General features: G+C 35.2%; 8 protein-coding genes. 3 read left to right on the forward strand and 5 right to left on the reverse strand.

Features of this window, described 5'->3' with window-relative positions; all coding sequences use genetic code 11:
• Position 1 precedes the first annotated feature (1 nt).
• The gene (locus PBV87_RS17515; protein WP_271013158.1) at positions 2-1,486 is read right to left on the reverse strand and encodes a sulfatase family protein; all 1,485 of its coding nucleotides are present in this window, start codon (positions 1,484-1,486) and stop codon (positions 2-4) included.
• Between the two features lie 24 nt (positions 1,487-1,510).
• Positions 1,511-2,569 carry a LacI family DNA-binding transcriptional regulator gene (locus PBV87_RS17520; protein WP_271013159.1) on the reverse strand — a complete coding sequence of 353 codons (1,059 nt, stop codon included), beginning with the start codon at positions 2,567-2,569 and terminating at the stop codon, positions 1,511-1,513.
• A gap of 507 nt (positions 2,570-3,076) precedes the next feature.
• Between PBV87_RS17520 and PBV87_RS17525 the strand changes: the two genes are divergently transcribed.
• From PBV87_RS17525 to PBV87_RS17535, 3 genes are all read left to right on the forward strand, one after another.
• Positions 3,077-6,187 carry an alpha-mannosidase gene (locus PBV87_RS17525; RefSeq protein WP_271013160.1) on the forward strand — a complete coding sequence of 1,037 codons (3,111 nt, stop codon included), beginning with the start codon at positions 3,077-3,079 and terminating at the stop codon, positions 6,185-6,187.
• A complete protein-coding gene (locus PBV87_RS17530; RefSeq protein WP_271013161.1) occupies positions 6,187-8,469 on the forward strand; it encodes a glycoside hydrolase family 3 N-terminal domain-containing protein in 2,283 nt (760 codons plus the stop codon). Before PBV87_RS17525 ends, PBV87_RS17530 begins: the two co-directional genes overlap by 1 nt.
• Before the next feature lie 211 nt (positions 8,470-8,680).
• Positions 8,681-9,535, forward strand: coding sequence for a helix-turn-helix transcriptional regulator (locus PBV87_RS17535; RefSeq protein ID WP_053982902.1), 855 nt, complete (start codon positions 8,681-8,683; stop codon positions 9,533-9,535).
• A 180-nt stretch (positions 9,536-9,715) separates the two neighbouring features.
• On the opposite strand, the gene PBV87_RS17540 is transcribed toward PBV87_RS17535, so the two are convergent.
• The 3 genes from PBV87_RS17540 to PBV87_RS17550 form a co-directional block, all read right to left on the reverse strand.
• The gene (locus PBV87_RS17540; RefSeq protein WP_271013162.1) at positions 9,716-10,753 is read right to left on the reverse strand and encodes a LacI family DNA-binding transcriptional regulator; all 1,038 of its coding nucleotides are present in this window, start codon (positions 10,751-10,753) and stop codon (positions 9,716-9,718) included.
• Positions 10,754-10,908: 155 nt separating this feature from the next.
• A complete protein-coding gene (locus PBV87_RS17545; RefSeq protein ID WP_053982900.1) occupies positions 10,909-12,405 on the reverse strand; it encodes an ABC transporter substrate-binding protein in 1,497 nt (498 codons plus the stop codon).
• A 94-nt stretch (positions 12,406-12,499) separates the two neighbouring features.
• Positions 12,500-13,435, reverse strand: coding sequence for a carbohydrate ABC transporter permease (locus PBV87_RS17550; protein ID WP_053982899.1), 936 nt, complete (start codon positions 13,433-13,435; stop codon positions 12,500-12,502).
• Positions 13,436-13,440: the final 5 nt, after the last annotated feature.

Consider the following 13,440-nt stretch of genomic DNA (forward strand, 5'->3'; position numbering starts at 1 on the left):
CCTACTCTTTCTCGTAAGGCACTTTTAATTTGAAATATTCCTCTACTTCTCTTCGCTTATCTAAATCAGGTTTCTTATCTTCTATAAACACTTTTTCTTCTTCATTTAAATAGATTGGTGTGAGTGCATCAAAGGTCATTGTTTGTGCTAAAAATGCTTTATGTCGTTCAATTTCTTCTTTGTATTGTAAGTCTGCTGCTACATCATTTAATTCATATGGATCTTTTTTAAGATCGAAAAATCTATAATGAGTGAAGTTTTTACTGATAATAAGTTTATAATCTTTGCTTCTTACCATGTATTCATAGTATCTTTCAAGAACACCATTACACATATCTACTCTAAGGCCTTCACATATTGTCATTTCTCTTCCTACTTCTTGGTTTGCTAAGTTAAGACCTTTCATAGTCCATGGTATTTGGCAATTAGCTTGTTTAAGGAAAGTTGGAGCAAGATCAATATTGCAACTTATTTGCTCATTGATTTTCCCCTTATATTCATTATTAGGATATTTAATAATAAGTGGTACCTTAGCTAATGGGTCATACATATAATTAGCTTTTAGTAGCATATGGTGGAACCCTAAATACTCCCCATGATCACTTGTATAAACGATTAAAGTATCTTCATAAAGTCCTTTAGCTTTTAATGCTTCTATTAAACGCCCAATATGATGATCCATATGTGTAATACTTCCATAATAATGAGCTGTTACCTGTCTCAACTTATCTTCTGTAAGATTTTTATGATCAAAATACCCTGAACCATGTTCATAATCTACATCTGATACTTCTTCTGTATACCCTGGCAGTATCTCTATTTCCTCTGGATTGTACATTGTATCGTATGGAGCTGGTGGATCAAAAGGATGGTGCGGTTTCACATAGCTCACAAGCATCATATTTCCGCCTTCTCCCCATGAATTGATTTCCTCTAGTGCGCGATTTGTAATCCATGTTGTAGAATGGTGCTTTTCATCTAAATTAGATTTCATAGCCCCACAAGTATTCCAATATTTTTCATCTGCTTTAGCTCTAAATTCTTGTCTCTGATCGATTAAATCATTTTCATCTAATAAACCTTGCTCTTTTAGATATTTATGATAATCATCATCATAACGCCCATCACCATCTTGTTCACATAGAATCATTTTATCAAATCCCATATCTAAATATGTCGGTGTGGCATGCATTTTCCCTATTGCAGCTGTCTTATAGCCATTTTTCCTAAGTATCTTTGGAAAAGTTTCTATACCATCTGCCAATGTACAATGATTACTCCATCCCATATGCTGATGTGTATATAGACCACTTAGAATAGAATACCTAGCAGGTGTGCAAACTGGATAGGTTGTATAGTGCTCTGTATGTTTCACACCATCTTGTGCCAATGCATCTAAATATGGTGTTTGCAATATCTTATTACCATAAGCACCTATACAATCCCATCTATGTTGGTCACCCATTATAAATAATATATTTTTCATATATTTACCCCCAGTTCTATGTTGTTAACTTCTCTTATTGGTTGATTGTCTAAATTCTACTTGCCCATAAATCTTAATATTTTCATAATCCCTATCTGGATTATCTATACGCCATACAATCTGTTCTGCTAGGCGTCTACCTATGTTATGAATATTAGTACGTACAGAAGTTAATGTTGATTCCTCACCTTCTAAAGGAATATCATCGAACCCTGAAATTCTAATATCTTCTGGCACTTTATATCCATGCTGTCTTAATACTTTAATTACCTTATGCGCAATGGCATCATTTCCACATACAAATCCTTGTGGCAAAGGTTGTTTATCTTCAATAAGTGATGTAATCGTACCTTCTACTTGCTGTTCAAAATAGAAATGTCCATGCTCTTTACTAATGAAGCAATATTCATTATGGATAGGAATTCCTGCTACATTATGCGCTCTAACGAAGCCCCTCCATCTTTCTTCAATACTTTTACAATATTGGGTATCACCTATAAAACCAAGGATCTTGTCACCTTGTTCAATAAGTTTTTCTGTAATTTTAAGTACGCTTCTTCTACCCTCTACCACAATTACATCTGCGCTTACAGACATCGGGTCAATGCCTAATGGAATATCAAAATACACTGTAGGTAAATTAGCTTGTGATAACTTATTTACAGCATTCTTATCATATAAGTTCACAGCGATAATACCTGTAATATCTGCCTCTTGTAAAATAGGTGGTAACTCAAAGTCCTTTTCTTGTTGAAAGGTCAAAAAATTATAAAAGCAGCTATATTCTCTATCGGCTAATTCTTTTGTTATGCCACTGATCATATGTCCCCAAAAGCTTGAAAAGTCTGGGGATGTTGCAATCACAAGGATATTTTTAGATACTTTTTCATCCTTTTTGATAGTTAGCATATATTCTTCATAAAGTTCTTGTGGCAACTTATGATAGCGCAGTTCTATTGCTGCTTCAATGACTTGGTATCTTACCCCCTGAGATACTTTTCCACGTCCATTCATTACCTTTGAGACAGTATTACGCGACACACCTACTTTTTCAGCAATGTCACTCATTCCCATTCCTTTCATATATCTTCTCTCCTTATAATGTCAAAATTTCATGCTGTTGTCTTTATTTTAGTGTACATGAATTCTTTACTTAGCCTCAATAAAAACACTCAAAAGCTCTATAAAAACTGAAAGTTTTTTTATTATGTTTACATTTTTATCTTTTTACTTTACATTTATTGCTTATATATCTATTTACGCTCTTAGTTTTATATATATTTTCAGTCTATTTCCTATTAATTATATAGGATTTCTATGCTTTTTTCATTCTTTTTATAGCCTTTGTATAAATAAATTTTACATCTACTTTACACACTGTTTACACCTTTTTACTTGTTAATAAGGCATTTTATCTATATTTTTAGAGATTTAAAGATTTTTTTAAGTATATAAGCTTATATTTTATCACTTTTTTTATCTATACAATTTCTAATTTAGTTATTATAATAAAGATTATATAATAATTTTAAACAAAAACGTAAACTTAACGTAAACAAAACATATTACTTTGCACTCTAGGAGGATACCATGTTCTACACAAAAGAAAGAGTCACCATTATTACTCAAAAATTAAAGAAGCTTTCAAAAGTTCAGTGTAACCCTTTAGAAACTTGGCAAGTTAAGCCAGGTTGTTTCAATACACCTACTGAAGCAGAGGCAGCACACACAGACTGGGAAGACTTCGACAGCCGTACCATGCACTGGTATGGTCCAGATAAACATTACTGGTTCAGAACCACACTTACAGTACCTGAAAGCTTTGATGGCAAATCACTTTGGATGATTATTCATACTCAAATCGATGAATGGGACGACGGTAAAAACCCTCAATTCCTTCTTTTTGTAAACAATGAAATTGTTCAAGGTTTAGATATGAATCACCGTGAAGTCCTTATTACAGAATGCGCAAAAGCAGGAGAAACTTACCATATTGATTTACAATCTTACACTGGTACTATCCACAGTGAATTTAGATTAATCGGTGAAATGGCTGAATTTAATCCTGAAATCAATGCGCTTTACTACGATCTTCAAGTACCTTTATGGGCACTTAATCGTATGCCAAAAGGTGATAAAGTCCGTTTAGATATTGAAACAGCTTTAAATGATACCATTAACCTCATTGATCTTAGAAAACCATATAGTAATGAATTCTACGCTTCTATAGAAGTTGCGCGTAACTTCATTCAAAAAGCAATCTATGAAGATCTTGCTGGCTTTGATGAAGTGATTGCTACATGTATTGGTCATACACATATTGACGTAGCATGGCTTTGGACTGTTGCTCAAACAAGACAAAAGGTAGCGCGTAGTTTTGCTACTGTACTTAAGCTTATGGATGAGTTCCCTAACTATAAATTCATGTCTAGCCAACCTCAACTTTACTACTTCCTTAAAGAACGTTATCCAGAGCTTTATGCACGTCTTAAAGAAAAGGTTAAAGAAGGCCGCTGGGAGCCAGAAGGTGGTATGTGGGTTGAAGCAGACTGTAACTTAACTTCTGGTGAATCACTTGTACGTCAATTTATTCATGGTAAACGCTTCTTCAAAGAAGAGTTTGGCGTAGATAACCGTATCCTTTGGTTACCTGATGTATTCGGTTATTCAGCTGCACTTCCTCAAATCATGGATAAATGCGGTATCGACTACTTCATGACTACAAAACTTGCATGGAATCAATTCGATAAACTTCCATTCGACACCTTCAAATGGCGCGGTATTGATGGTACAGAAATCTTAACACACTTCATTACAACCCTTGGTGTTGGACAGTCTCTTGATAACTTCTTTACAACATACAATGGTATGCTTCACCCAGATGCACTTATGGGTGCATGGGAGCGTTATCAAAACAAAGATATGAACAACGATATTCTTATTGCTTACGGCTACGGTGATGGTGGAGGTGGCCCAACAAGAACAATGCTTGAAACCTCTACTCGTATGGAAAAAGGTATCAAAGGTACACCAAAAGTACGTCAAGCCTTCGCACGAGAATACTTTGATACATTAAAAGATACTGTAGAAGACAGCAATATGCTCTCTACTTGGTCAGGTGAACTTTACTTTGAATACCATCGTGGTACTTATACTTCTATGGCACGTAATAAACGTTCAAATAGAGAAAATGAAAATAACCTTATGAACCTAGAACTTTTAAGTACTATGGCTCTTGATAAAGGTGCAAGCTACCCAACTACTGAACTTGATTCTATGTGGAAAACAATGCTCCTTAACCAATTCCACGATATTTTACCAGGTACTTCTATCAAAGAAGTATACGAAGTAACAGCAAAAGAATACGCTGATATTAAGACTCAAACTGAAACACTTATCAATGACCGTCTAAATACATTAGTAGGAGAAGGTGATGGCATTACACTTGCTAACACATCAGGATTTGTCAAAGATACTGTTGTAGCACTTCCTACTACTATTACAAACTTAGACGCTACTACTGCTCTTGTTGATCAAGAAGGTACTCTATACCCTGTTCAACAAACAAAAGATGGTGCTGTAGCTTATGTTAAAGCATTACCATCAAAAGGTCTTAAAGGCTTTGCACTTTCACAAGATGCAGTAGCTACTACAGATGTTTTTGCTACAACAAATCATTCTATTGAGACACCATTCTATAGTGTTCAATTAGATGCTAATGGTCTCTTTACATCTATTTATGACAAAGAAAATGATCGCGAGCTTATTCTTGAAGGCCAAAAAGGTAATGTTATGAAGGTATATGAAGATATGCCAATGTGCTACGACAACTGGGATATCGACATTTACTATAAACAAAAATTCTGGGAAGTTACAGAGCTTACAAGCATGAACTGGACAGAAGTAGGTCCTGTACGTGCTACTCTTGAAATCGAAAGACCATTTGTAGACTCTATCATCCGTCAAAGTATCCACTTCTATGCAGATTCTAGACGTATCGACTTCGAAACTTATGTAGATTGGAAGCAAAGCCAACACCTACTTAAAGTTCACTTCCCATTAGATATTCACACAGATGAAGCTACATTTGACATTCAGTTTGGTAACCTAACACGTAAAACACATGAAAATACAAGTTGGGATCAAGCAAGATTCGAGTCATGTGCACATAAATGGGTTGACTTATCTGAAGGTGGCTATGGGGTAAGTTTACTTAATAATTGTAAATATGGTCACTCTATCAAAGATACAGACCTTGGCCTTACACTCATTAAATCAGGTGTAGATCCAAACCCAACAACTGACCAAGAAGAGCACTTCTTCACTTATGCACTTTACCCACATACAGGTACATGGAAAGACGCTCATACTCAAGAAGAAGCGATCAAACTTAACCAGCCTGTACTTGTAGCAAATAAAGGGAATATCGATACAGATTTCTCATTTGCTAACATTAACAAAGATAACGTATTACTTGAAACCATTAAGCTTGCTGAAGATGGTAGTGGTGTCATTGTACGTCTTTATGAATACCAAAACAAACGTACAAAAGCTACATTAAACTTCGCTAATGCTATCGTTTCAGTTCATGAATGTGATTTATTAGAAAATGAATTAGAAGCATTAACAACTGAAGAAAATGCTTTCACATTCACTATCAAACCATACGAAATCAAAACTTATAAGGTGGTATTTAGATAATGACAGAAAAATTTAGAGACGCCTCACTTACACCTTCTGAGCGTGCACAAGACCTTTTACCTCGTCTTACTTTACGTGAAAAAGTAGGTCAAATTAATCAAAAACTTTATGGTTTTCAAGCTTATGAACGTAAGGATGATGAGATCATCCTTACGAAGCACTTAACTGATGAAGTAGAATACTACGGTGGACTTGGTACACTTTATGGCCTTTACCGTGCTGACCCTTGGGCAAACAAAGACTTTGAGACTGGCATTGTCACAGAGCTTGCTCCAAAAGCTTATAACAAAGTACAAGCCTTCGTTATGAGTCATTCTCGCTTTGGTATTCCTGCGCTTATGAGTACAGAATGTCCTCATGGTCATCAAGCCTTAGATGGCTATCTACTCCCTGTTAACTTATCAATGGGAGCTACATTTAACCCTCCACTCATCGAAGCGGCTTACCAAGTATGTGGTGCTCAAATGAAATCGATGGGTGTAGACCTTGGTCTTATTTCCGCTTTAGACGTTCTTCGTGACCCTCGTTGGGGCCGTAGTGAAGAATGCTATAGCGAGGACCCTTACCTTTCAGCTAGAATGGCAGAAAGTGCTGTTATCGGTTGCGAAAGCCAAGGTGTATTATCTGTGATCAAACACTTCTGTGCACAAGGTGAAGGCACTGGCGGCGTTAATGCAAGCGCTGCTCGCATTGGTGAACGTGAACTTCGTGAAATTCACCTTCCTTCTACTAAAGCTGCTGTTGCTGCAGGTGCAAGTGGTGTTATGGCTGCCTACAACGAAATCGATGGCGTACCATGTCATGCTAACAGCCATCTCCTAAAAGATATTTTAAGAGATGAATTTGGCTTCAAAGGTGTTGTTATGGCCGATGGTGTAGCTGTTGACCGTCTCAACGAACTTACAGGTGACTTTGCTCGTTCTGGTGCCCTTGCACTTCGTAGTGGTGTTACAATGAGCTTATGGGATGTAGGTTTTTCAAAGCTTGAAGAAGCTGTAGAAAAAGGCTACATCACAGAAGAAGAAATTGACGAAGCTGCTTTAGCAATTCTTACACTGAAATTCGCTCAAGGTCTCTTTGAACATCCTTTCCTTGATGAGGAAACTGCTACACCTACATTTACTTACGAAAAGTATCCACAATCTCTTAACTTAGCACGCGAGTCTGTTGTACTTCTTAAAAATGAAAATAATATACTCCCTCTCCAATTAGATGGCGTTAAGTCTATTGCTGTTATTGGACCAAATGCAGATGAAGTATATCACCAACTTGGGGACTACACACCACCTATTAAAGAAAGTCAAGGAATCTCTTTACTCACTGGCCTTAAAACACTTGTAGGTGAAGATGTGGCATTACACTTCCATAAAGGTAGTAACATTATGGATGGTACACAAGAAGAGCTTGAAGAATCTGTTAAGCTTGCTAGCACATGTGACCTTGTCATCTTAGCCTTAGGTGGTTCTAGTAGCCGTTTTAAAGGTGCTAAGTTTGATACCAATGGTGCTGCAATCTTAGAAGAAGGTAGCTTACAAATGGATTGTGGTGAAGGTGTTGACTGTGCACATCTTGAACTTAGTGGCCTTCAAAATGAGTTAGCAGAACGTATCTTTGCACTTAATAAGCCTACTGTATCCATCATCATTGCGGGCAGACCTTATGCCATTCCTCGTATAGCAGAAGCTACAGATGCACTACTATACAGCTTCTACCCAGGCCCAGTAGGTGGACAAGCTTTAGCTGAAATCTTACTCGGCAAGATTTCTCCATCAGGTAGATTACCAGTATCTATTCCTTATAGTGCTGCACAACTTCCTGTATACTACAACCACAAAACATCTTATCCAGCCATGGTATATCACAATGAGAAATCAAAACCGCTCTTTAGCTTTGGGGTAGGTTTAGACTATACAACTTATAACTATAGCGAAGTAGCAGCAAATACACTTACACTTTCAAAAGCAGAGTTGTTAAAAGGTACTTGCTTCACCTTTGCAGTAGACATTACAAATACAGGTGATAGAGTTGGTGCTCCTGTACCTTTACTCTTCATCAAAGATAATCAAGCATCAACTATTAGACGTGATAGAGAACTCAAATCATTCAACAAGGCATTCGTTCAACCTAACGAAACAAGAAGATACAATTTAGCCTTAGATTCAGAAGACCTGTCTGTTTGGGATGCTAATATGCAATTCACACTAGAACCAGGTACCTTTACACTTACTTTAGAAGATAAAGGCAATATCATCTGGACTACACAAATTGAAGTAACACCTTAATCTATCAGTTCTTTATAGAGGTAGCCACATACAGTGGCTACCTCTTTTTATCTTTTATCAAGTTCTTCCTAGACGGTTAGGAGTAACAATTTCATGCCACCATGCTACAGGTATAGATATAGGGTATTCATCCATTTTTACTTGTTATCAATTATTTGATATAATTAATCTAAAATATCTTCATATTATTTACTTAGGAAGGTTATAAGCTATGCACTCTATTCAAAATTGCACCTCTAATAATAATTCCAATATACATATTGAATTCGGAAATGATGTTGATTTTCCTATCACCTTAGGGAAGCTTACTACCTCTCATGCACTTCCTCCTATTAATAAACAAACTTCTTTACTTACCATCTACTATTTTTACAAGAGCTCGCAATCATTTAACATTAACTCTGCCCATTTTAAGGTTTTCAGTAATGATGTCGTGATACTCTCTCCTCACACTTCCTATAACACTGGCCATTGTTCTATAGAACCTTTAAAACTCTATTACATCCAATTTGACCCTTCAAAATTTATAGATGTTAATTTTGCTTTTGGTAATAAAGAATGTTCTTATATCATCGATGAATTACTTAGAAATAGTAATGCTCCTTTTAAAGTAAAAAATAATGTTAAACACTGTATTGAAAATTTACTAACTACTGCTAACGAAGCTTCTCCATTGAAAAATACCATGTTTCGTAATCGTCTCCTTACAGTCCTAACAGAGCTTATCAAATACGCAAACTTACCAGTACAACCAAATGATAATTTTTTAAATGAGAGTGTTGATTATATTACCTCTCACATTTGTGAACCTATTAATATAGAAGTATTAGCAAACAATGCACATTTATCTGTTTCACAATTTAAAGTGAAATTTCGCAACGAATTACGTCTACCACCCAATGAGTATATCCTTAGAGAAAAAGTTAACTATGCAAAAATGCTATTAACCCAAACTGAATTAAGTATCACTGAGATTGCATATATGCTATCTTTTTCATCGAGCCAATATTTCTCTACAGTCTTTAAACGTCTAACGGGCATCACCCCTTCAGACCTACGTAAATAAATCTTTTACTTATTCGGTAATTAGGATACTGTTATTCTATTCAATTTTCACCTTTTTATCTTTCAATATCAGTTTCCAATACAATATTATAAATAGCCATTACATCTTATTAACCCTATTAAAAAGAGGAGTATACACTAACTTATCAGTTCGTTAGTATATAATCCTCTTTTTAATCTTTCATACTGGTCTTTCAGTTGATTTTCTAAAATGAATATCTCCATAAATCTTAATCATTTCATTATTCCTTGTTGGATGGTCTATTCTCCACGCAAGTTGTTCTGCTAGTCTTATGCCTATATCTGATATATCAATACCTACAGATGTTAATTCTTTTTCTCCTAGGACATCAATATCATCAAATCCTGTTATGCGTATATCTTCTGGTATACGGTATCCATATGCTTTTAATTGATTAATTACCTTATATGCAATAGCATCATTGGCACATACAAATGCCTCTGGTAAGTTTATTCTATCACTAAAGACCTCTTCAAGGGTACGTTCTACTTCTTCTCCAAAGTAAAAGTGCCCTTGCTTATTGGTGAAACAATACTCTTTGTTAATTGGTATATTATAGATCTCATGAGCTCTCATAAAGCCTCTCCAACGATCCTCTATACTCCTACAGTAGCTTGCATCTCCAATAAACCCAATCTTTCTATCACCCTGTTTAATCAACTGTTCCGTGAGATAAAAGACGCTCTTTCTTCCTTCTGCTACAACTACGTCTGCCTTAGCCTCTCTTATATCTATACCTAATGGTAAGTCATAATATACTGTTGGTAACCCTAATGTAGCTATGCTCTTTATAGCATCAATATTATAAACGTTCATAACAATGATACCAGCAAGCTCTTTACTCTCTACTAACTTAGGTAAAGTAAAATGAGCAGCTTGATCAAACGTCAAAAAGTGATAAAAACATTGATATTCTCTATCTGCTAATTCCTTAGTAATTCCATTAATAATCTTTCCCCAGAAAGATGAAAAGTCTGGTGAAGTCGCTATCACAAGTATATTTTTCATAGTATTTTTGTTACTATATCCTTCTGATAGATGCTCAGGTAATTTACTATACCCCATCTCTATAGCTGTCTCTATAATTTTCTTTCTTGTCTTATCTGCAACACTTCCCCTATTGTTCATAACTTTTGATACAGTGTTACGAGATATATTTAATCTTTCAGCTATCTCATTAATCCCCACGTTTTTCATCGTATCACCTTCTCCCTCACTTAAATAATCTCTAAATCTTATTTTATCAAATCTAATCATATTTTGTTATATATTTCCTCTGATTCAATAAAAACAAAATGAGTAGAGGTTTCCCCCTACTCATTCCATAAAAGTATTCGCTCTGTTAGTAACTATTATTTACCTAAAAAGGCATTAAGTTGATTTTGTGCTTCTGTAATGATTTCTTGGTAACCTGCTTTATTTAATTCATCTAACATTTTTGGTACTACTTCATCTGGATTTACAGAACCTGTAATAAGAGATGGTTCGTATTTAGCTTGAATGTTTGCACAAGCAGCAACTTGGTTTTTAACTGGATCAGTATTGAATGTGAATCCTAATGCTGGTGAAGATGTTGCTGTTTCATTATGAGCTTGAAGATCTGTCCATTTTGTTGCTGGAGCTGGATCTACTACGTACATATTGAAGAATGTAGCTTGTGAGTAAGCTGGAGCTTGGTAACCATCACTTAAGATTTCAATTGTGTTATCCCCAGTTTTTTTGTAGTGTGTATCTTCGATACCGAATGCAAGAAGGTTACGTGCATATTCGTCTGTATTGAAGAGTTCAATAACTTTAAGTGCTTCTTCTTGATGTTTTGAACCTGCTGATACTACTAAGAATGAACCTTGGATAGTTTTTGTTGAGTATTTTGGTCCGAAGAACATGTTAGATACTACAGGATAATTTCTTGAATTTGTCCAGTCAGCATCTGCATGTGGGTAACCTTGGTCAGATGTTACAGGTCTGTATTTTGGACTTTCTGTAAGTGTTGCAGCATCTGGATTGATAAGTCCTTCTTTGAACCATTTGTGTACTGTTCTTAAGTTATCCATTACATAGTCTTGTTCCCATGGAGAAACTACTGTTCCTGTTGTATCGTTATAGTTGATACCTACATATGGTTTTGTTAAGAATTCATCGATTTCATTGATTGTTGCCATGAATCCATTGATACCTTCTATACCTTGAAGAACAAGTGGGTATTCACTTGGATTATCTGCTTTAATCGCTTGAAGTGCTGGTTCTAATTCTTCTAATGTTTTAATGTTTTGGTAATCAATACCTAATTTTTCTACTAATTCTTTATCCCATACCCAGTATTGTGATTGAGAAGAATCTTTGTATGTAGGTACACCAAAGATCTTATCGTTCATTGTTACACCTTTCCAAAGATCTGATGGGATGAAGTCCCAAAGAGCTGGTGCTGCTGTTGGAACAAGATCTGTAAGGTCAGCAAAGTAACCTTTTGCAGCTAAATCAGTGTAGTTATTGATACTTGCACCGAATGCGATATCATAGTTTTCACCACTTTGAACAACTTTTGATACTTTATCGCCGTATTCTCCCCAGCTTGCGTATTTAATTTCAAGAGTAACATTTAATTTTTCTTTTGTGTACTCATTAATTTTATCATTTACCATTTTTAAATCTTTTGGTTCGTTACCAATTGTCCACCAAACAAGATTTACTGGTGCATCTGTCTTTTTATTATCTGTTGAAGATGCTGTTGTTTGATTGTCTCCAGCTGGTGTTGGTGTTGAGCTATTTCCACCGCTACATGCTGTTAAAGTACCTAAAGACATAATCCCTACTAATAAAAGTGCTAGTGATTTCATTTTTTTATTCATAATTAAAACTACCCCTTTCATTTGCTTACATTTTGTTTTTATTTATGTTACTTTAGTTTATTTATCATCAAATCCCTTATGGATTTAACTTCAATTATTCTTTTACCGCACCTACTGTTAAACCAGAGATGAAGTATTTTTGGAAGAATGGATAAGAACATGCAATTGGAAGTACGATCACCATTACAATTGCCATCTTAACACTTTCTGTTGGTAGACCTTTAACAACATCTGCTGCCGCTGTTCCAAGTAAACCTGCATTTTGGTTTAGGAATGTGATATCTGATTCAATACGATTAAGCATCGCTTGAAGTGGAACAAGGCTTGAGTTATCAATGAAGAGTAACGCATTATACCAGTCATTCCAATAACTGAATGTAAGGAATAACCCTACTGTAGCAATTGCTGGTAATGAGATTGGTAATACAATTGTTGTAAAGATACGTAATTGACTTGCACCATCAATCTTAGCTGATTCCACAAGTGCATCTGGCACTGTTGTTTGGAAGAATGTTCTTAAGATGATGATATAGAAAGATGATACTGCCATTGGAAGCATTAAAGCTAAAATGTTATCTTTAAGTCCTAACATATTTGCTACTACTATATAGAATGAAATCATACCGCCGCTGAAAAGCATTGGAATGAAGATAACCCATGTAAAGAACTTTTTAAATCTAAAGTTTCTTCTAGATAATGAGTAAGCAATACTTGTATTTAATACTAACCCCATAATTGTTCCACCTACTGTAACAATTACAGAAATTTTTAAAGCATTAAGTAATGAGTCTTTTGTATCCCATAAATATTTATAAGCTGATAGTGAAAATTCTTTAGGCCAGAATCTATATCCATCTTGAATAATACTTTGTTCTGAACTAATAGAAATCATAAATACTAAGATTACTGGTAAGATACAAATAAGACCGAGGACAATGAATAAAGCTGATATTGCAAAGTTGCTTCCTTTAGAGATTCTATTAAATTTTTCGATCCCTTCGAGTTGTTGTTTTTCTTTTTTAAATTTCATTTTCT

Origin of the sequence: Holtiella tumoricola (genome assembly GCF_027857615.1) — a bacterium.
In the GTDB taxonomy this organism is placed as follows: Bacteria; Bacillota; Clostridia; order Lachnospirales; family Cellulosilyticaceae; genus Holtiella; species Holtiella tumoricola.